Here is a 20,451-nt window from a genome sequence, read left to right on the forward strand (position 1 = left end):
GGTCAGCCGAGCCTCTTCGGGGTCGCGCGGGCGCCGTAGTGGACGTAGTCCTCGCCGCTCGGCAGCGAGTAGAACGTCACCGGCACCCACGTCTCCAGGCCCTCGGGACGCACGGCGTAGACGCCGGGTTCGACCGGGGTCATCTCGTACGTCGCGACCGGGTCGCCCTCCAGCCCGGCCAGCGGGCCGGTGACCGTGGTGCGCAGGGTGGGCTTGCCGTCGTCGTCGAACACCTCCATCCGGACCGACTCCCTCTCGTAGGTGCCGACGAAGGGGGACAGATCGGTCGTGACCGGCTCGGCCGGGGGTTCGAACGCCTCGGGGAGCCGCACTCCGGTGAGGGCGGCGAAGATCTCGTCGTACAGGTCGGCGTAGAGGGCGTGGGTGTGGCCGCCGTTGGTGTTGAGCGCGACCGCGACCCCGGCCTCCGGGAGCACGCGCAGGAACGCGGCCTGGCCGATGGTGTTGCCGTCGTGGCCGTAGGCGCGGTGGCCGTGCCAGTCGCAGCGGAACCAGCCGAGCCCCCACGAGTCGCCGAGCAGGCGCTTCTCGGGGCAGTCGGTCTGGTACGACGACATCGCCGCGGCGCTCTCCGCCGACAGGATCCGGGTGCCGTCGCCGGCGATCCCGCCGCGCAGGTGCATGCGGGCGAAGGCGAGCACGTCGGTGACGGTCGCGGTGACCAGCCCGGCCGGGCCGACCGCGCGCGGCAGCCCCCACACGGGCGCGAGCACCGGGTCGGCGCCGCCCTTGACATGGCCCATCGCGTGGCCGAAGACCATCGCGTCTTCGGGGAGGGTGGTGGTGTGGGTGAGGCCGAGCGGGGTGAACAGCTTCTCCCTGATCGCCTGGTCCCAGTTCTGGCCGGTGACGGCCTCGATGATCCGGCCGAGCACCGAGTAGCCCGCGTTGCAGTACGACCAGGTGGCGCCGATCGGGTGGTTCAGCGGGACGTCGGCCAGCAGGGCGACGTACTTCTCCAGAGCGTCGTCGCCCCGGCCGGTGTCGGTGAACAGGTCGCCGTCGATGCCGCTGGTGTGGGTGAGCAGGTGCCAGACGGTGACGGCGGCGGTGGTCTCGGGGTCGCGCAGCCGGAACCCGGGGAGGATCTCGGCGACCGGGGTGGCGAGGGTGAGCCGGTCGTCGTCGACGAGTTGCATGATGACGGTGGCCGTCCACACCTTGGAGATCGAGCCGATCTGCCAGACCGACTCGGCGGTGGCGGGCTGGCCGGTGCCGGCGTGCAGCACCCCGGTGGCGAGGGTGACGACCTCGTCGCCCTGGAGGATGCCGAGCTGGGCACCGGGGACACCGTGCTTGGCGGCGAGTTCGTCGAGGCGGCTCTGCCAATGGGCCTGGTCGATGGTCACGTTGACTCCTTCACAGCGAGCAGATGACGGGTGTAGGGGTGCTGAGGTGCGCCGAGCACCTGGGCGGTGGGGCCGTGTTCGACGATGTGTCCGTCGTGGAGGACCGCCACGCTGTCGGACACGTAGCGGACGACGGCCAGGTCGTGCGAGATGAAGAGGAGGGACAGGCCCAGGTCGCGGCGCATGTCCCTGATGAGGTTGAGCACGGCGCCCTGCACCGAGACGTCGAGCGCGGAGGTGATCTCGTCGGCGAGGATCACCTCGGGCCGGGCGCCGATCGCGCGGGCCAGCGCGACGCGTTGACGCTGGCCGCCGGAGAGCCGTCCGGGCCGGTCGCCGGCGCGGGCCGGGTCGAGGTGGACGAGTTCGAGGAGCCGGGCGATCTCAGCGTGACGCTCTTTCTTGGGGAGCCGATCCGGCAGGGCTTCGGCGATGGTCTCCCCCACGGTCATGCGGGGGTCGAGGGAGGAGTAGGGGTCCTGGAAGACCATCTGCACCGGGCGGCGGCCCCGGCGCGGGAGCGGTCTGCCGTCGAGCAGGATCCGGCCGCCCGTCAGGGGCGCCAGTCCCACGGCGGCGCGGGCGAGGGTCGACTTGCCACACCCTGATTCGCCGACCAGGCCGACGGTCTGACCTGGAGGGACGTCCAGGCTGACATCGGTCAGGACGGAGTGCGCGCCGTAACGTACAGAAACGTCGTGGAAGCTCAGCATGGTCACCGGCCGCTCTTGTGGCACGCGACGCCCGCCAGGAGCGGGGGTTCGACGGTGCGGCAGTGGTCGTCGGCGAGCGGGCAGCGCGGCGCGAAGGAGCACCCCACCGGGATCCGCGCGGGGTCGGCGGGCAGTCCGGGAATGACGGCGAGCGGGCGTTCCAGGTCGGTCTCCAGGTCGGGCACCGCCGCGACGAGCGCCCGCGTGTACGGATGCCGCGCCTGCGCCCGCAGGTCCTTGGCCGGGAGCTCCTCGACGATGCGACCGGCGTACATGACCAGCACCCGGTCACAGACGTCGGTCACCACCGAGACGTCGTGGCTGATGAGCAGCAGGGCGGCGCCGGTGTCGCGGCGCACGTCGGCGAGCAGTTCGAGGACCTGCCGCCGCACGGCGACGTCGAGGGCGGTGGTCGGCTCGTCGGCGACGATGAGCCGGGGATTCCCCATGAGGCCCATCCCGATCATCGCCCGCTGCCGCATGCCGCCCGAGAACTCGAACGGATACTGCCGCGCCCGCCGCTCCGGCTCGCCGATCCGCACCGCGCGCAGCCGGTCGACCGCCCGCGCGAACGCGGCCTTGCGGCCCATCCGCTGGTGGACGCGGCTCACCTCGGCCAGCTGCGGCCCGATCCGGTGGGCGGGGTTGAACGAGGTCATCGGGTCCTGGAACACCATCGCCACTTCGGGCACGACCAGGCGGGCCGCCTCCACCTGGATCGGAGCTTCGAGGAGCCCGGCCACCGCGAGCGCGGTCACCGACTTCCCCGACCCCGACTCGCCGACCACCCCGACCGCCTCGCCCTCACCGACCGAGAACGTGACGCCCCGCACGGCGTGGACCGGACCGGGGATGGTCACCCGGAGGTCGTCGACCACCAGGGCGGAGCCCGGAACCGGAGCCGCCATCAGATAAGGCCCAAGGGGGCGGACGCGTTCGGGGGCCGTGGCGAAGGCCTCGCCGGTCAGGTTGAACGCCAGCCCGGCCAGCACGACCGCGATGCCGGGGCCAAGAGCCGCGAGCGGGTGGACGTAGATGCCGTTCAGCCCGTCCTGCATGAGCTTGCCCCAGTCGTAGGCGGGCGCCTGCACCCCCAGCCCCAGGAAGGAGAGCCCCGCGAAGGTGAGCAGCACCCCGCCCGCCGCCATCGTCGCGTTCACGATGAGCGGTTCGGCGACGTTCGGCAGGATGTGCCGCCACAGCACCCGCAGCCGGGAGACCCCGGAGATACGGGCCGCCGCGACGAAATCGCGCTCGGAGACGGCGGCGACCAGCGTGTGGCAGAGCCGGGCGAACGCGGGCGCCCCGGCCAGGCCCACCGCGAGCGCGGCCCCCTGGGCGCCGACGCCGAAGATCACCGCGAAGAAGAGCACGAGCAGCAGCCCCGGGAAGGCCACCAGCACGTTGACCGCCGAGGTGATGAGACGGCCGAGCCGCCGCCCGACCAGCACGGGCGCGGCCCCGAGGGCGATGCCGAGCGTCAGGCTGATCGCGGTCGCCGCCAGCGCCAGCAGGATCGAGAGCCGCGCCGCCACCAGCACCCGGGCGAACAGGTCGCGGCCGAGGTTGTCGGTGCCGATCCAGTGCTCGGCCGACGGCCCGGCCAGCAGGTTGCCGGTGTCGACGACCATGGCCCGCTCGCCCCAGAACACGGGGCCGAACACGGCGGCGCAGACGACCAGGGCCAGCAGTCCGAGCCCCACCCGGCCGACGGGCCTCATGCTCTCTCCCCGATCGCCGAACGCGGGTCGAGCAGCGTGAGCACCACGTCGACCAGCGTGTTGATGAGGAGAACCCCGATGCCGTAGACGAGCACGGTGCCCTGGACCAGCGGATAGTCCTTGGCGACGATCGAGGAGACGATGGACGACCCGAGCCCCGGCCAGGCGAACACGTTCTCCACCAGCACCGTCCCGGCCACGAGCGAGCTCAGCAGCAGCCCGCCGATCGTGAGGGTGGCGGTGACGGCGTTGGGAAGGGCGTGGACCACGTACACGCGAAGGGGCGTGAGCCGTTTGGCCCGCGCGGTGCGGATGTAGTCGGCCTCCATCACCGCGAGCATCTCCACCCGGACGATCCGCGACAGCACCGCCGCAGGGCCGACCGCCAGCGCCAGCACCGGCAGCACGTAGGAGTCGGGCCCGGCCCGCCCGGCCACCGGGAAGACGTTGGTCTGGACGGCCAGCAGGTAGACGAGCCCGACGCCGAGCAGGAAGTCGGGGACCGCGCTGACCACGACGTTCGTGCCGGTGAACGCGAGTTCCACGCGCCGCCCCCGGCCCCGGCGGGTGATGACCGCCATCACCACGCCGACGGGGATCGCGACGGCCACCGACAGCAGGAACGCGGCCACGGCGAGCTCGGCCGTCGCGGGCAGCCGCTGGGCGATCGTCTCGCCGACCGGGAGCCGGGTGGAGATCGAGGCGCCCAGCTCACCGGTCAGCAGGCGGCCGAGGAACCCGAGGTACTGCTGCCACAGAGGGTCGAGCAGGCCGAGCTCCTCCTTGTGCGCCAGCACCAGTTCGGCCGGGGCGGTCGGCCCGAGCGCGGCGCGCACGGGGTCGCCCGGCACCAGGTGGATCATCAGGAACGAGGCGGTCACCAGCACCCAGAGCGACCCCAGCAACCGCCCCGCACGCCGGAGTGCGAACCGCGGCCTCAGCTCGTCATCCTGATGCTGGTCGGGACGACGCTGCCGATGATCGACAGCTCCGCGCCCTTGACGTACATCGGGACGACGCTGTTCGCGAACGGCACCACGTCGGCGGCCCGGTAGAGCGCCTGTTCGGCGGCGAACCAGTCGGGGCAGCCCTCGGCGCCGGTCGCGGCCATCGCCTTGGTCGCGGCGGCGGTGTAGCCGTCGTTGTCGATGGCGGCGAAGTTGGTGCCCTTCGGCGCGGCCGGGCCGGAGACGAACGGCATGACCTGGTCGGGGGTGCTGACGTTGAGGGGCACCCAGGCGACGTCCCAGTCACCGGTGCCGAAGACCGCGCCGGAGATCTGCGTCGCGTTCTGCTGGACGGCCTTGGCCTCGATCCCGACCGCCTTCCACGCCGCCACGGCCAGTTCGGCCGCGCCGCTCCCCGCGGCGCCGAGCGCGCCGTCGTAGAGGAGGGAGACCGAGAGCGGCTTGCCGTCCTTGGCCCGCACCCCGCCGGCGCCCTTCGCCCACCCGGCCGCGTCGAGGGCGGCCCCCGCCGCCGCGGCGTCGAAGGAGGGCACGTGGCCGGTCACGGCGTCGCCGGTGCAGCCGGACGGCGCGAGCACCGCGAGCTGGGTCGCCGGGACGCCCTTGCCCGAGGTCATGGCGACCTGCAGCTGCTTGAGGTCGACGGCCTGGGTCAGCGCCATCCGCACGGCCGGGTCGGAGGTGGGGTGTCCTTCGGCCTGGTTGTACCACTGCTGGCCGATCAGCGCCTGGGTGCCGACCGAGGCCAGGCCCGCCCCGGCGAGGCGGTCGCCGTCGGGGCCGATGACCTGGACGGCGTTGATCGTGCCGGCGAGCAGTTCGTTGGCGGAGGTGGTCTCGTTCGCGACGACCTTGACGACGACGGTGGCGGGCATGCCCTTCTCGGCGGTGGTCGCGCCGCCGGGACCCCACGTGTAGCCCTCGCGCAGCCGGTAGGTGTAGCGGCTCGACGGCACGGCCTCGGTCAGCACGTAGGGGCCGGTGCCGTTGGTGGCGGCTTTCAGCGTCGCCCGGTCCTTCATGCCGGCGTCGCACACCATCGGCAGGTTCGAGAACGCGTTCAGCGCGAACGGCGCGGGCGCGGCCAGCTTGACGGTGACCTTCGAGCCGGAGGCGGAGGCGGTGGCCCCGGCCGGGATGAACACGCCCAGGAACGGGCTCTTGTTCTCCGGGTCCTCGACGTAGGAGATGTTGTCGACCACCGTCTGGGCGGTGAACGGGGCGCCGTCGGCGCAGGTCACACCGCTCTTGATGTCGAAGGTGAGGGTGGTGCCCTCGACCGTCCACGCGCTCGCGAGCTGGGGCTCGATCGTGCCGTCGGCGGCGACGGAGACCAGGTTGTCGTAGGCGAACTGGGTCAGGCCGAACAGGGCGCTCACCGCGGAACCCTGCGGGTCGAGGGCGCCGGGGTCGGACGCGATGTTCAGGGTGAAGGTCGCCGCCGGGGCTTCCGCGCCGCCGCCACCGTCACCACCGGCGCCGCCGCAGCCGGCCAGGCCGATCAGGGCGAGGGCCGAGAGCGCCCTCGTGCGTAAGGGACTCATGCGCTGAGGCTAGATCGCGTTCCGGCCGTCGTACTCAGCCGATCGCACAACCCCTCCCCGCCCGGGTTGTGCGATCGGACAATGGCTCTATTTCCAGACCTGGGCCGCCACCCGCCGGAAGTTGCCGCCGAGGATGCCGCGCACCGTCTCCTCGGGATAGCCGCGCGCCATCAGTTCCCGCTCGACCAGCAGCGTCGTCTCGGGCTCGACGAATTGGATCACGCCCCAGCGGGTGTACTCCTCGGGGAACAGCTCGGGGTTGTCCTCCAGTTCGGCCATGATGTCCTCCGCGTCGAAGGAGTAGTCGCTGCCGATGCCGACGTGCTCGGGCCCGACCAGTTCGACGGCGTAGTCGATGTGGGCGACGAAGGCGTCGAGGGTCGCGGTGTTCTCGCCCAGGAAGATGCCGACGCCGGGGATGCCGATGACGCCGCCGGTCGCCGCGCAGGCGCGGGCCTGCTCGTCGGTGATGTTGCGGGGGTGGTCCCAGAGCCCGCGCATCGCCGAGTGGGAGTAGATCATCGGCTGCTCGGAGAGTTCGGAGAGGTCCAGTCCGGTACGAGATCCGCAGTGCGACCCGTCGACCAGCATGCCGACCTCGTTCATCCGCCGCACCAGGTCGCGGCCCCAGCCGGTCAGCCCCGAGTCGACGGCGTCGAGGCAGCCGCCCCCGGCCGCGTTGCCGTTGTTGTAGCTCGGCAGCAGCGACTTCACGCCCAGGTCGTAGAAGGTGCGCACCATGTCGAGGTCGCCCGCCAGGGGGCGCGAGTCCTCCAGGTCGAAGGCGACCACGATGCGGTCGTCCGGCACCGCCGCGTCGATCTCACCGACGGTCGTGGCGAGCTCCAGGTCGGGGTGGGCCTCGATCGCGCGGGTGAAATGGCCGATGTAGGCGAGCGAGTCCTCACGGGAGTGCGGCGCGTAACCGACGTTCACGCACACGTAGGCACCGCCGGGCCGCCGGTAGCGCAGGAGGTCGGCGACGTCGGCGTCGAGGGTCAGGGGCAGACAGGCGTGCTGCTCCCAGAAGGCACGGGTCATGCGGCACATCCTGCACTCATCCGCCGCGCAGATACTCCCGGGCCCGCTCCAGCGGGGACACGCCCCACTCCTCCTCGACCGCCGACGCGATCAGATGGCAGAACAGGTGCCGCTGGATCGGGGTGACCCCGAGCCGCGCCAGGTGCGCGTAGAGCAGGTTGACCGCGAGCCGGTGGGCCCGGAACCAGTCGGATTCGAGGACCTCGGTGCGGTAGCGGTCGGTGGACATGAGCACGTCGAAGTAGTCGACCGGATGGCGGCGCGGATCGGCCGGCTGGCCGGGCGTGTCGAGGTCGATCTCCGCGTTCGCCAGCAGCGGGAGCGCGCGCTCCTTCTGGCGGTGGGTGAAGGCGATCCAGTCCTGTACGTGTTGCGCGGGCTCGCCGTCGTCGATCGTCCTGACCACGTCGACCACGGTCGCGCGCAGCCCCCGGGCGTTCTCGCGGTATTTGGCGTCGAACGCGACGGTGATCGCGTCGGGGTTCTCGCTGGCCGCGATGGCCGCCGAGACGTGGGAGCGATACGACATGTAGCCCCGGCCGATCGGCGGCACGCTCACGTGCGCGACCGCGACCATGAGATCGATGGCGACCCCGAACAGCGCGAGCTCCCCTGTGCGGATCCGGTCGAGCGTGCCGAAGGCGAGCAGGGAACTCTCCGCGGCGGCGGTGTCGACCAGGTCGGCGAGAGGCCGCCCGCCGAAGATCCGCATCCGGTCGTCGTGGGGCTCGGCCTGGAGGGTGTTGTCGGGATACCACGGCGTCAGCGGCCCGGTCTCGTGCTCGCGAATGGCGAGGAGGCGGTGCGGTTCGAGGTACTCGTCCGGGTCGAGGAGAGTCGTGGACGGGTGCTTTCTCAGGTAGCCGGTGATCGCCTCGGTCACGACGAGGAGCCGGTCGTCGGAGGCCGCCCGGAAGTCGAGCCGCAGGTGCGGCCCCCGCCGCCAGTGCCGGACGAAGGACGGATCGTCGAGGTGCTCGAACAGAGGGCGGACGCAGTCGAGGATCAGCCCGGTCTTGTCCGGGTCGTAGTAGCGGATCTGCAGACTGTGCCGGGTCACGGGGTCCCCGCCTTCTCCAGGGTGGCGGCGGCCAGGTAGCGCAGGTGCGCCTCTTCGGCGATGGTCAGGCCGAGCCGGTTGCAGAACAGGTGGACGCACCGGTCGAGCACCCCCTTGTCGGGCACCTGCTCCCTGAGCGTGGAGATCGACCGCCACCAGCTTCCGCCCGAGGCGGCGATCCGCCGGCAGCGTTCGGCCTGGGCGGCCAGGGCCTCGTGCTGGGCCTCGAAGATCTCGGCGTGCCGGGCGCGGGCCGGGGCCGGATCCCAGCCGTCCCGGTTCGCCGCCAGCAGGGCGGCCAGGCGGACGGGGTCGGGCTCCCAGGCCATGAGGGTGAGCATCGTCGCGGTGAGGGCGTGGCCGAGCCGCCGCCGGTGGTCGGGCTCGCCGCGCAGGATCGCCAGCGCGATCCTGCTGGAGTCGGTGAAGTGCCGTTCGACGGCCGCCGAGTGTTCGGACCGGTAGGCGATCGCCTCGACGTGGTCGTCGGGCCGCAGCCGTTCGTCGTATTCGGTCAGGCCCTCGCGGCGGGCGAACTCGCGGGCGAGCCGGGCGTAGTCCTCCCGGTCCCAGGTGGTGAGCGTCGGATGGGCGGCCAGGTGGTCTTCCAGCACCTCGACGGCGCGCTTCTCGATCGTCTCGGCGTCGCTCGCGAAGACCGGCAGCAGGCGGAGCCGCACGTGCGGGCCGCCCTCCCAGTAGCGCAGGAAGAAGAACCGGTCGAGGCGCCCGTCGAGCTCCCTGATCAGGCCGTCGACGGCCGTGACCAGTAACGAGTCGGGGTCGCCGTGATGGAAGACGTGCAGGGAGATCCAACGGTCAGGCATGGTTCACCTCGACGACGTACTCGGTCACATGGCCTCCGGGCGCCGCCTCGAAGCCGGGGAGCTGCTCGTGGAAGACGACCATCGGCCCGCACGTGTCGAGCCCTCGGTCGAACAGCGCGACCAGCGCGGGATCGGCCAGATCGAGGAAGGTCGGTTTGCCCGGCCGCCTCCCCGGGTGGCGCGAGCCGACGAAACACCGTTCCGGCATGCCGTGCCCGGCGAACCAGGCGGCGAGCCTGAGCAGGTGCGCCGCGCCGGAACCCTTGCCCCGTCGCGGGATCTCCCCTGTCGGGACGTACCAGGCGGCGCGCGCCACGGTGACCCGGCCGACCGACACCCTGCCCGTGCGCTCGACCCGATCGGGCACCGACTCGGGCGGCCGGGAGAAGATCGCCTCCAGGCCGACGGCGGGGCTGGGCAGATCGCCGAACAGCTGGAGCAGCAGGCGGGCCGTGCGGGGCAGCAGCATCGGCGCGAGCATCCCGGTGTAGACCGGAAATATCCGGATCCCGTCGTGGACGAGAACCAGACCGCCCGGCTCGTGCCGGACGACCAGGTTGCGCAGGTCAAGAGCCGGGCCACGCGGGACCACGCCGGGATAGCCGACCTCGTGGGCGGCGACCGGGGACCGCAGGTTGACGTTGCCGCCGAACAGCCCGCTGATCTCCACCGGCAGACCGCGCTCGTCGCCGAGTGCGCGGTTCGGGCCGACCGGCACCCCGGCCACCCGCAGCAGGCGGTGCACGCGGCTGCGCATCGCGCCGTATCCCGGCCCGATCCCGTTGAGCACCAACCGCACCGGCGTCTCATCCGGCGGCCCGATCGTCTGGACAAAACAGGACACCGACCCCACCGGCCGAACCTTGGGGAACCCGGCCCGGCGACTGGCGGCCGCATCCCAGAGCCCAGGCCCCGGGTTCCGCTCGGGCCGCGGGTTCTGCCCAGGCCGCGGGTTCTGCTCGGGCCTGAGGTTCTGCTCAGGCCGTGCGTTCTGAAAGGGGTGTTCCTCCCAGGGGAACAGGAGTGCGTGCAGGTCGTCGCCGGGGCCGGTGCGCTCCGCCAGGGTTCGGTGGAAGCGGCCGAAAGGGACCTGGGCGCCTTCGCCGAACCATTCCGCGAACAGGTCGGCGGCGAGGCGCTTGGCCGTGGGATCCCGGTCGAAGGTCGCGGCGAAGCGGACGATCTCCGACAGGTCGTCGAGCGCGGGGGCCCAGGCGGCCCGGCCCAGCCGGGGGCCCGGGGTGGTGACCACGGCGTTCTCGTGGAAGAGGTTGCGGTCGGGCAGCAGGTCGGCGTCGCCTCCGGCCAGTTCGGTGAACGCGGCCCGCACCCGTGCGGCCAGCGCTTCGCGTTCCGGCACACCCGGGGCGTCGGGGTAGCGGGCCAGCGCCTCCTGGACGTCCGCGAGCACCTTCGCCACCGGATGCGGCCCGAGCCGGTCGACGAGGTCGGTGAGGTGCGCGTCGGCCTGGTCGGCGACCGGTGGCCGGAGCTCCAGCAGGCCCAGCTCGACCAGCCGCCGCCGGGAGACGTCGTAGGGCGGGGTCAGCAGCGCCCGCAGCGGCTCGGACACCGCGACGCCCTGGTAGGCGCCCTCCTCGCCGGTCGGCCACCACAGGCGTCCGCCGTCTTCCTCGAGGGCCGGGTTGAGCCTGATCTCGAACAGCTCCGCGAGCGCCGCGTCGTCGCGGGCCAAGGCGGTGAGCAGCCGGAGCAGCAGCGGCACGTTCGGCTCGACCGCGCTCCGCACCGGCCTCGGCCCGTCGTCCCAGGTGACCGGCTCGGCGCCGTCACCCCACTCCCCCAGCGCCGCCGTCATGAAGGTCGCGTGCGGGCTGGTCTTCGCCACCACCCGGGCCAGGTACTTGTGCAGCCGGAGCGCCACCCGGCGCGGCGGGTCGGGCGACCGGCTCAGCGCGGCGGCCATCGACGGCCCGGCCTGGAGCAGTCCGTACCGGAAGGCGTCGGTGCCGGTCCAGCGGCGCAGCACCTCGCGGGTGTCCCGTTCGAGCAGGCGCGGAAGGTTCCGGACGAGCGCCTCGTGCCGGTCGAACTCCGCGACCCAGGACGCGATCTCCGGAGGCCAATCGGCCGGGCGTCTGACGTTGTAGAGGTCGCGCCGCAGCGCCACGAGCGCCACCCGTTCCGGCCCGGGGCCGGTCGAACCGATCACCGGCTCCAGCGCGAGAGCGAGCCGCCGCCCCTCGGAGGCCAGGCGCGCGCGGAGGGCCAGGATCTCCTGGACGCATCCCCAGGTGACCGTGCACCTCAGCTCCGCGAGGGCCGTCACCGGCAGCGCGGCGGTCCTGACGACCGCCGTCGCGTCGATCTCGACGCGTCCCGGCAGGCCACGACGCGTCGAGACCATGGTCGGGACCTCAGATGACCCAGCTGGTACGGCCGATGCCGGAGGCGCCGACTTCGGTGTTGCCCAGCCCCATGCCGAGGGCCTTCACGAGGTCCTCGCCGGGGAGCTCGACCGTCATCACGTCGAGCGCGTCGAGGTCGAGGTGAAACGGTTCATTAGTCGCCATCTACTCTCCATTCCACGGGCTTTACCGGTGACGTTCGTCACGGTAAGCGGGGGTGGAGAAGTCGTCCATCGGCGATTCACGAACGGAAAGTGCGGGGCCGAATACGAATCGAAACTCGGCCCCGCCACGACCAGCGGGTGTCACCGTCAGCGATATGTCCCTACGGGCGATTCCACGACGGTGAGACAATGCTTTTGTCAACGCGCGGAAAGGACCTCGTCGTAGTCGACGAGAAGGTGGCGCGGCCCGCGCAGGATCGGGCTCGGCCGATAGGGCGGCGGGTCGGCGACCAGCCGGGGATTGCGCAGCCGCCTGACCAGTTCCGTCAAGACGATCTGGGCCTCCAGCCGGGCCAGCGGCGCCCCGAAGCAGTAGTGGATCCCGCCGCCGAACCCCAGGTGCTCGTTGCGCTGCCGGTCGAGCGAGAACGTGTCGGGATCGGCCACGTGCTCCGGATCGCGGCTGCCCGCCGCCACGGCCAGCACGATCGGCGCCCCGGCGGGGATGACGACCCCGCCGACCTCGATGTCCTCCAGGGCGACGCGCGAGGAGATGAGCTGCACGGGAGGTTCGTACCGCAGCAGTTCCTCCACCGCGGGGACGATCAGCCCGGGGTCGTCGTGCACGCGGGCCAGGATGTCGGGGCGGCGCAGGAAGGTGAGCATGCCGTTGGCGATGAGGTTGATCGTGGTCTCGTGCCCGGCGATCAGCAGCAGCACGCCGGTCCTGACGATCTCGTCCCGGGTCATCTCGCCGTCGGCGATGAAGCCCGACAGCATGTCGTCGCCGAGCTTGTGGCGCCGCTCGTCGACGAGTTCGCCGAGGTAGTGGTCGAGTTTGGCGGCGACCTCCCGGCTCTCCTCGAGGTGCTCGTCGCCCGGTCCGAGGAGCTCGATCAGCCGGTCGGCCCAGGCGTGGAAGGTCGGTTCGTCCTCGCGCGGCACGCCGAGCAGGCGGCAGATCATCGCGACGGGCAGCGGGTAGGCGACCTCGTCGACCAGGTCGGCGCGCTGCTTGCCGGCCAGGTCGTTGATCAGGCCGGTCGTGAGGGCCAGCATCTCGGGGCGGAGCGCGTCGATCCTGCCGGGCGCGTGCGGCGGGCCGAAGTGGCGCATGGCCAGGCGGCGCAGCCGGTCGTGCTCGGGCGGGTCGAGGCCGATGAAGGCGGGCGTGCGGTCGAAGCGGCGCCGGGTGGAGCTGACGCGCGGGTCGTGCAGGAGGGCGACGATCTCGCGGTAGGTGCTGACGACGTATGTGCCGTCGTCCTGAAGCGCCACCGGGGTGGCGCGCAGCTCCGTGAACAGCGGATACGGGTCGGCGCGGTTCGACGGGTCGAGGATGCGGTGGAACGGGCAGCTCATGACGTGCGGCCTCCGGGCAGCAGCGAGACCCGCCGTTCGGCGGGGTCGTGGCCGGTCACGACCACGGTCGCCTCGGTGGCGGCGGACAGTTTCTCCGGGACGCGGGCGGGCCGCGCGTTCGCCGAAGGGAAGGGCGCGGCCTGCTCGATGAGCCGCTGGTAGTGCTCCAGCCACATGCCCTGGTCGAAGGTGACCGCCGCGGTGATCCGCCCCTGGTAGCCGTAAGCGGCGACGAACCGGTGGTCGGCCGTCGACCCCTGGGTGACGGCGACCTGGTCGGCGAAGGTCGGCACCCCGACCGACTTGATGTTGACCCCGAACTGGCTCGACCAGAAGACCGGCACCGCCAGGTGCGGCCAGCGGTGCGCCTGGTCGCTGATCATGTTGTGGGCGGCGATCTCGGCCTGCGCGACCGCGTTCCCCCAGTGCTCCAGGGTCATGAACTGGTATTGGTAGAGCGGGTGCGGGAAGCGCGCGATGTCCCCGGCCACGAAGACGTCGTCCAAGACCAGGCCGTTGAGGTCGACGGCGCGGCAGCCCGCGTCGCAGGTCACGCCCCACACCCCGGCGGCCAGCCCCGAGCCCTCCAGCCACTCGACGTTGCGCACCGAGCCGAGCGCGACCACGGCCACGTCGGCCTCGACCGTGCTGCCGTCGGACAGCCGGGCCCGCCGGAAGCGGCCGTCGGCGTCGCCCTCCAGTGAGGTGACGGTGGTGTCGCACCGCAGGTCCACGCCGTGCGCGCGCTGCAGCGCGGCGGCCACGTCGCCGATCACGCCGCCCAGCGCGCTCGCCAGCGGGGCGGGCCCGCGCTCCACGACGGTCACCGGGAGGTCGAGCTCCCGGCAGACGGAGGCGATCTCGCTGCCGGTGAACCCGGCGCCCAGGATCAGTACCCGCTTCGGCCCCGCCTCCAGCGCCTTGCGCAGCTCGGCGGCGTCCTGCGCCGATCTCAGGGTGTGGACGCCCGCCAGCGCGGCCTCGGCCGGGTCGTGCCACGGGCGGGCGCGGGTGCCGGTGGCCAGCAGGACCCGGTCGAACGGGATCTCCCGCCCGTCGGCCAGCAGCACCTTCTTGGCCTCGATGTCCAGGCCGGTCGCGGGCGTACCCGACAGCCACTCGACGTCGACCTCGATCAGGCGCGGGAAGACGGTGTGCCCGGCCGCGACCTGCCCGGTGAGGACCTGCTTGGACAGGGGCGGCCGGTCGTACGGCTCGCCCTCCTCCTCGCTGATCACCGTCAGCGGCCCGGTGAAGCCCTCCCGCCGCAGCCTCCCGACCGCCCGCGCCCCGGCCAGCGAGCCGCCGACGATGACGATCCGGCCCTGGTAGGTGCTCCCGCCGGGCTTGAAGTCGGGGACCGGGCGCATCGCCGTCCAGTCGAGATGGATGGCCTGGACGGGACAGGCCGCCGCCGCCCTCAGCACGTGGTCGCGCTGCTGGTCGGAGGGCGCCAGGTCGTACAGCAGGGATTCCTCGCGCATGCGGAAGACCTCGGGCGCGAGGAACACGCACTGGCCGTAGCCCTGGCACCGCGTCAGATCGACGACCACTCTCACGAGGTCGGCCGTGCCCGCCCGCGCGGTGCGGCATGTGCCCGTGCCGACGATCTTTTCCTGATTTTGTACGATGCGGCTCATGTCCCATCCCGAGCCGTTCACCTCGAAGACCACCCTCGAAGAGCTCGACGACCTGCGGAACCGCCTCCGCGCGACCCGATGGCCGGTCAGCCCAGAGGACGCCGGATGGTCGATCGGCACCGACCTCGACTACCTGCGCGAACTCGTCGACTACTGGTCGTGCGGCTTCGACTGGTCCGCGCAGGAGGCGGCTCTCAACACCCTGCCCCGCTTCCGCGCGACGGTCGGCGGGCTCGGGATCCACTTCGTCCACGCCAAGGCGGCCGCCCCGGCGCTGCCGCTGATCCTCACCCACGGCTGGCCCGACTCGTTCTGGCGCTACCAGAAGGTCATCCCGCTGCTGACCGACCCGGGCGCGCACGGCGGCGACCCGGCCGACGCGTTCGACGTCGTGGTGCCCGACGTGCCCGGCTTCGGCTACTCCGACATCCCGCGCGGCCCGGCCCTGGACGCCGTCGCGGTCGCCGGTCTGTGGGCCGGGCTGATGACCGATCTGGGCTACGAGAGGTTCGGCGCGGTCGGCGGCGACATCGGCAGCCATGTCAGCCGCTACCTGGCGCTCGACCACCCCGAGCGGGTGGTGGCGGTGCACCGTACCGACGCCGGTCTGCCCCTCTACCAGGGCGATCCGGCCGACCTGTCGCCCGAGGAGCGCGCCTGGATGGAGGGCGCGGCGGTCTGGGGCCGCGACGAGGGCGCCTACGCCGCCATCCACCGCACCAAGCCGCAGACCGCGGCCGTCGGCCTCACCGACTCCCCGGCGGGCCTGGCGGCGTGGATCGTCGAGAAGCTGCACGCGTGGGGCGACACGCCCCTGACGATGGACGAGATCTGCACCAACCTCACGATTTACTGGCTGACCGGCACGATCGGCTCGTCGATGCGCATGTACCGCGCGAACGCCGCGATCCCCCCGGCGCAGCACGCCAGGAAGGTCGAGGTCCCGTCGGGCTTCGCGATCTTCGCGGGCGACGTCGTGCGGCCTCCCCGCGCGTGGCTGCACCGCGTCGCGAACACCGTCCACGTGAGCGAACCTCCGCGCGGCGGCCACTTCGCGGCCTTCGAGGAGCCCGAGCTCTACGCCGAGGACCTGCGGAACTTCTTCCGCCCCTACCGCTGAGACGAAGCGGGACGACTCCGGGACGTCGCCCCGCCGCTCCGGTCAGATCGTCACGCGGTGGACGTGTACGACACGAACGAGGTGTTGTTGACGCGCGTCGTGCCGACCCAGCAGACCACGTTGCGGACGATGGCGATGCCGCCGCTGGTGAACCACGGCATCTGGATGTTGCAGTAGGCGGGGTTGTTGGCGGACGCCGTCACCTGCACGTGGTCGATGGGGTAGCCGACCTTGGGGAAGGTGATCATGCGGAGCCCCGTCCCGGAGCTCTGCACCGTGTTGATCGCTCCCTGCGAGTTGTAGTTGAGGCCGGCCGCGGGCGCGTAGGGGCCGGGGTTGGACGGGTTCTGGTCGAAGGTGTACGCGAACGCCTTCGGCGGCACCCAGCGCCCGTTGATGTTGCGTTCCCGCTGGTAGGTGAAGCTGAAGCCGGAGTTCTGCGGCGTGTTCGCCGCGTCGAAGCACCGGACCTCGGCCTGCTGCGCACCACCGGACGGCACCCAGTTGACGACCTTGCACCGGGCGGGCACGAGATCGTTGACCGCCGTGACCTGGATGTTCCCCGCCGCCGACGACGAGCCCAGGCCGGGCATCGTCACCTTGTACCAGCCGACGCCGAGGACGCTGACGATGTTGCCCACGAGGGCCGAGTTGTACTGGGTGACGATCCCGGCGTTGTAGTGGACGTAGCCGAAGGCCGCCGTGGCCGGTCCGCCCATGACCCCGGTGCTCTCGGAGTAGGTGACGGTGAACGGCACGGCCTGCGGGGTACCGGTGCCGAACTGGTGACACCGCACGTAGGCGATGATGTCCGTCCCGATCGGCACCCACTTGGCGACCTGGCAGATGACCGGGCCGTCGTACACGGCCGTGGCGTGCACGACCCCGCCCGGCCCCGCGATCTGCGGGAACCGCACGACCGTCTCACCGGGTATGCCGGGCAGCACGCTGACGTTGAACCCCACCGGCCAGCTTCCAGCCTGGTGGGCAAGGCTGGGGACCCCCGACGGGACGTTGACGTAGGCGTACCCCCACCGGTTCGGCACGGCGGCCTGCGCGGGGGTGACGGCGACCTGGACGAGCCCGAGCGCGACCAGCACGCCCATCAGGACCCTCGATAATCGCGACATGTGTTTCCTTTCGGTGTGAACAACTTGTCACGCCGTTCATAAATCAGAAACACAGGTGCGAGATAGAGGGATTCCGCCACGTGAGACGTTCATTCTGAACGGTTCACGCATTCGATCCGGCGGCGTTTGTCAAGCCCACGAATTCAGGGTTTCGGCCTCGGCCGGATCGCCGAGGCCGACGCTCGTCATTCGGTCATCTGAGAGCTAGCAGGCGATGAAGATGCTCTGCCAGCCGACCGGGGTCCGCTGCTCGGCGTTGCGGGCGCTGTCGAGGGTGAAGTGGGAGCGGCCCTGGGCGTTGGGCTGGTTGTACATCACGCCGCTCTGACCGTCGCCGTACCACTTGTACGAACCATGGAACGGAATGTTGGACACGCCGCACGCGGTGATCACGACGCTGCGGCCGGCGAAGCCCGGGAGCTCATAGGCGACGTACTGCGAGGCGAAGGCCGCACCGGCGGTGCCGAGCGTGACGGCGGCGGCGAGCGCGGACGTGAGGATCAGCTTCTTCATGATGATCACGATAAGTGATCTTGTCGTGACGGTCGGCTGTACACGCCGTGGGCCGGGTTCCCGGGAATGCCGGGCGCTGAGAGGATGGCCCCATGGCCAGTGAGAACGCCGCCAAGCTCGCGGTGCTCATCGACGCGGACAACGCGCCCCCGGCGATCGTGGAGGCGCTGCTCGCCGAAGTGGCCACCTACGGCACCGCCCACGTCAAACGCGCCTACGGCGACTGGACCGGCACCAGCCTGCGCGGCTGGAAGGCGCAGCTGCTCACGCAGTCGATCCAGCCGATCCAGCAGTTCGCGTACACGACCGGGAAGAACGCCACCGACGCCGCGCTCGTGATCGACGCGATGGACCTGCTCTACACCGGGCGTTTCGACGGATTCTGCCTCGTCTCCAGCGACAGCGACTTCACCCGCCTGGCCGCCCGCATCCGCGAGTCGGGCCTGACCGTCTACGGCTTCGGCGAGCGCAAGACGCCCAAGCCGTTCGTCGCGGCCTGCGACAAATTCGTCTACCTCGAGAACCTCGGCTACTCCTCCGCCACGCTGGCCGAGGTGCCCATCGCCCCGACCCCGCGCGCCTCGACCGCGAAACTCCGCGGCGACACCGCGCTGGTGAACCTGCTCCGGCACGCCGTGAAGGCCGCCTCCGACGACGACGGCTGGGCCGGGCTGGCCACGATCGGGCACATCATCACCAAACAGCAGCCCGATTTCGACGCCCGCACCTACGGCTACACGAAACTCAGCGACCTCATCGCCGCCTCGACGCTGTTCGACATCGACCGCAGAACCCTCGGCGAGGGAAAACCCGCGGTCGTGTACGCCCGCGACAAACGCCACCAGAGCAAAAGCCAGCCCGAATAGCACACCGCGGCTCGTAGGGGTTCTAGGGGATAGGCGCCGCCGTTCCGGGTTGTCAGCATGGAATCACGGATCGCGATCTCCAGATATCAAGGAGTCCCCCCATGCGAACGAACAACGCTTCCGTTCTCGACGGCCTGGTCGACGTCATTCTGGAAGGCGGGCCGGCCAGCTGCCCCCGCCGGACGCGCGTGGAGCCCCACGCCGGCAAGGTGAAGATCCCCAACCAGGGCGGCTACGAGCACTTCGAGCGGGTCGAGTCGGGCCACCCGGAGTGGATCTTCCGCTGGACCATGCGCACCAAGATCGCCGAATAGAAGCACGTCCCATACAGCAGAGAGCTCGGATGCCCGCGGCCATCCGAGCTCGCTCCGGCTTTCACGAGAGCGGCGAGATCCCACCGGGCACGGTTGAGAAAGAAGAGGAACGGGCCGATACCGAAAGCCCTTTCCCTTGCGCCGGCTCATCCTGCCTGTCCGCCGCTTTTCACGAGAACGGCGATGTCCCCTCAGGTTGCGAGCCGGTTCACCGCCTCGATGACGGGCACCGCGCCGTCTTCCGCCGCGACCCCCGCGGACAGTTCGCGAGCCCGCCGCAGGTAGGCGGGGTCGGTGACGGCCGTGGTGAGCGCGGTGGCCAGCCGCTCGGGAGTCACCCGGCGGAACGGGATCGCGGCCGGGGCGACCCCGAGGGCCACCAGCCGGGCCGCCCAGAACGGCTGGTCGTTCATGACCGGCAGGGCCACGGCGGGCACCCCCGCCCGCACCCCACTCCCGGTGGTGCCACCCCCGCAGGCGTGGGCGACGGCCGCCATGCGGGGGAACAGCCAGTCGTGCGGCACGTCACCGACCGCCAGCACGTCGTCGGAGAGACGCCCTTTCGCACCGGTCTGCACCACCCCACGCAGCCCCGCCTTCCGCAGAGCTTTCAAGGCCAGTTCCGTGTACCGCTCCGCCCGCGTGTCCGCCAGGCTGCCGAACCCGACGTAGACCGGCGCGGGCCCCGAGGCCAGGAAGTCGTCCAGCTCCGGCTCGGGCCGCCATCCGGCAGACCGGTGTGCCCACCAGTAGCCGGTGATCTCCAGCCCCGCCCGCCAGTCGGCCGGACGCGGCAGCACCAGCGGGCTGACGCCGTGGAACACGGGCAGGCGACTGCTCTCGCGGCGCCGATAGTGGTCTCGGGGAGTCATCGGGGCCAGCCCGAGCCGGGCCCGCATCGGCGCGCTCAGCCCCGCGATCAGCGGCCCCGCGGCCGGGACCTCGAACGCGAGCCGCGCCGCCCTGCGGTTCCCCCACCGCCCAAGCGACGGGCGGAACATGCTCAGAACGGGCGGAAAGTCACCGGTGGGCTCGATCGGCTGCAGGTGCACCCCCATGCTGGGCACCCCCATCGCCTCGGCGACATGGTGCCCGAGCGCACCGGCCACCCCCACGAGAAGCACATCGGCGTCCCGCTGGGCGATCGCGCTCAGGCCGTCGAGCAGATGCCCGCCATATTCCTTGTACGCACTGACGGAGAACCGTCCGGTCAGGAAGAAGAGCGGATCCCCCGGAAGCTCCAGATATCCGAGCCCCGCCCCGGTCACCAGAGCGGCGTAGGGCGCGTGCGCGGCGACGAGCACCTCGTGCCCCGCCTCACGTAATCGCACCCCCAGCCCCGTGTAGGGCGCCACGTCCCCCCGCGTGCCGACCCCGACGATCAGAACCCGCATCCCCATCTCCCCTCGTTTCCTGCTTTTACCATGCGTGTGTACGAAAAGAGGTGGGCCATCCCGAAGATCGTCAACCATGACGAACGCGGCGGCACATCGCCGAACCCGTGCACCGCGTGGCGGTCAGCTTGCGAGAAATGGCCACCGAGGCGGGCATGTCGATGGGCGCGGTGCAGCACTACGTCACGACCAAGAACCACATGCTGCTGCTCGCGCTGGAGCACATCGGCATCTGGATCGGCCAACGGGTGACCGCCGTCGCCGCCCGCGAGTCGACCCCCCTCGACCTGGTGCGGACCGCCGTGCTGGAACTCCTGCCCCTGGACGAGTAGCGC

At 71.4% G+C, this 20,451-nt stretch carries 19 protein-coding genes; 4 read left to right on the top strand and 15 right to left on the bottom strand.

The features are described from left to right. Window positions 1-2 precede the first annotated feature (2 nt). The 12 genes from ACYQ78_RS10760 to ACYQ78_RS10815 form a co-directional block, all read right to left on the bottom strand. Entirely contained in the window at window positions 3-1,370 is a 1,368-nt protein-coding gene (locus ACYQ78_RS10760) for a serine hydrolase domain-containing protein (RefSeq protein ID WP_459800621.1), read from the bottom strand. Then, window positions 1,367-2,083, bottom strand: coding sequence for an ABC transporter ATP-binding protein (locus ACYQ78_RS10765; RefSeq protein WP_459800751.1), 717 nt, complete (start codon window positions 2,081-2,083; stop codon window positions 1,367-1,369). The genes ACYQ78_RS10760 and ACYQ78_RS10765 overlap by 4 nt, the downstream gene beginning before the upstream one ends. A gap of 2 nt (window positions 2,084-2,085) precedes the next feature. Continuing rightward, window positions 2,086-3,804: a dipeptide/oligopeptide/nickel ABC transporter permease/ATP-binding protein gene (locus ACYQ78_RS10770; RefSeq protein WP_459800622.1), complete on the bottom strand. Its 1,719-nt coding sequence runs from the start codon at window positions 3,802-3,804 to the stop codon at window positions 2,086-2,088. Continuing rightward, on the bottom strand, window positions 3,801-4,745 hold the full coding sequence (locus ACYQ78_RS10775) for an ABC transporter permease (protein WP_459800752.1): 945 nt from the start codon (window positions 4,743-4,745) through the stop codon (window positions 3,801-3,803). Before ACYQ78_RS10775 ends, ACYQ78_RS10770 begins: the two co-directional genes overlap by 4 nt. Next, complete coding sequence (locus ACYQ78_RS10780; RefSeq protein ID WP_459800623.1) at window positions 4,742-6,316, bottom strand: ABC transporter substrate-binding protein; 1,575 nt, start codon at window positions 6,314-6,316, stop codon at window positions 4,742-4,744. The genes ACYQ78_RS10775 and ACYQ78_RS10780 overlap by 4 nt, the downstream gene beginning before the upstream one ends. A gap of 87 nt (window positions 6,317-6,403) precedes the next feature. Next, a complete protein-coding gene (locus tag ACYQ78_RS10785) occupies window positions 6,404-7,357 on the bottom strand; it encodes a dipeptidase (RefSeq protein ID WP_459800624.1) in 954 nt (317 codons plus the stop codon). A 16-nt stretch (window positions 7,358-7,373) separates the two neighbouring features. After that, window positions 7,374-8,417, bottom strand: coding sequence for a thiopeptide maturation pyridine synthase (locus ACYQ78_RS10790; RefSeq protein WP_459800625.1), 1,044 nt, complete (start codon window positions 8,415-8,417; stop codon window positions 7,374-7,376). Then, a complete protein-coding gene (locus tag ACYQ78_RS10795) occupies window positions 8,414-9,244 on the bottom strand; it encodes a lantibiotic dehydratase C-terminal domain-containing protein (protein WP_459800626.1) in 831 nt (276 codons plus the stop codon). The genes ACYQ78_RS10790 and ACYQ78_RS10795 overlap by 4 nt, the downstream gene beginning before the upstream one ends. Next, on the bottom strand, window positions 9,237-11,612 hold the full coding sequence (locus ACYQ78_RS10800) for a lantibiotic dehydratase (RefSeq protein ID WP_459800627.1): 2,376 nt from the start codon (window positions 11,610-11,612) through the stop codon (window positions 9,237-9,239). The genes ACYQ78_RS10795 and ACYQ78_RS10800 overlap by 8 nt, the downstream gene beginning before the upstream one ends. 10 nt (window positions 11,613-11,622) lie before the next feature. Beyond that, window positions 11,623-11,778, bottom strand: coding sequence for a hypothetical protein (locus ACYQ78_RS10805; RefSeq protein ID WP_459800628.1), 156 nt, complete (start codon window positions 11,776-11,778; stop codon window positions 11,623-11,625). Between the two features lie 197 nt (window positions 11,779-11,975). Then, window positions 11,976-13,139 (bottom strand): cytochrome P450, encoded by a 1,164-nt coding sequence (locus tag ACYQ78_RS10810; protein WP_459800629.1) that lies wholly within the window; start codon window positions 13,137-13,139, stop codon window positions 11,976-11,978. Beyond that, complete coding sequence (locus ACYQ78_RS10815) at window positions 13,136-14,779, bottom strand: FAD-dependent oxidoreductase (protein ID WP_459800630.1); 1,644 nt, start codon at window positions 14,777-14,779, stop codon at window positions 13,136-13,138. The genes ACYQ78_RS10810 and ACYQ78_RS10815 overlap by 4 nt, the downstream gene beginning before the upstream one ends. On the opposite strand from ACYQ78_RS10815, the gene ACYQ78_RS10820 reads away from it, so the two are divergent. Beyond that, the gene (locus tag ACYQ78_RS10820; protein ID WP_459800631.1) at window positions 14,778-15,899 is read left to right on the top strand and encodes an epoxide hydrolase family protein; all 1,122 of its coding nucleotides are present in this window, start codon (window positions 14,778-14,780) and stop codon (window positions 15,897-15,899) included. The genes ACYQ78_RS10815 and ACYQ78_RS10820 overlap by 2 nt on opposite strands. Before the next feature lie 50 nt (window positions 15,900-15,949). On the opposite strand, the gene ACYQ78_RS10825 is transcribed toward ACYQ78_RS10820, so the two are convergent. Next, the gene (locus ACYQ78_RS10825; RefSeq protein WP_459800632.1) at window positions 15,950-17,029 is read right to left on the bottom strand and encodes a hypothetical protein; all 1,080 of its coding nucleotides are present in this window, start codon (window positions 17,027-17,029) and stop codon (window positions 15,950-15,952) included. A gap of 204 nt (window positions 17,030-17,233) precedes the next feature. Continuing rightward, window positions 17,234-17,542: a MiAMP1 family antimicrobial peptide gene (locus ACYQ78_RS10830; protein ID WP_459800633.1), complete on the bottom strand. Its 309-nt coding sequence runs from the start codon at window positions 17,540-17,542 to the stop codon at window positions 17,234-17,236. A 92-nt stretch (window positions 17,543-17,634) separates the two neighbouring features. Between ACYQ78_RS10830 and ACYQ78_RS10835 the strand changes: the two genes are divergently transcribed. Continuing rightward, complete coding sequence (locus tag ACYQ78_RS10835) at window positions 17,635-18,408, top strand: NYN domain-containing protein (protein WP_459800634.1); 774 nt, start codon at window positions 17,635-17,637, stop codon at window positions 18,406-18,408. Window positions 18,409-18,509: 101 nt separating this feature from the next. Further along, complete coding sequence (locus ACYQ78_RS10840; RefSeq protein ID WP_459800635.1) at window positions 18,510-18,722, top strand: DUF5988 family protein; 213 nt, start codon at window positions 18,510-18,512, stop codon at window positions 18,720-18,722. Between the two features lie 191 nt (window positions 18,723-18,913). On the opposite strand, the gene ACYQ78_RS10845 is transcribed toward ACYQ78_RS10840, so the two are convergent. Beyond that, complete coding sequence (locus ACYQ78_RS10845; protein ID WP_459800636.1) at window positions 18,914-20,116, bottom strand: glycosyltransferase; 1,203 nt, start codon at window positions 20,114-20,116, stop codon at window positions 18,914-18,916. A 137-nt stretch (window positions 20,117-20,253) separates the two neighbouring features. Between ACYQ78_RS10845 and ACYQ78_RS10850 the strand changes: the two genes are divergently transcribed. Further along, window positions 20,254-20,448: a hypothetical protein gene (locus ACYQ78_RS10850; RefSeq protein WP_459800637.1), complete on the top strand. Its 195-nt coding sequence runs from the start codon at window positions 20,254-20,256 to the stop codon at window positions 20,446-20,448. Window positions 20,449-20,451 lie beyond the last annotated feature (3 nt).

The organism is Herbidospora sp. RD11066 (assembly GCF_054661255.1).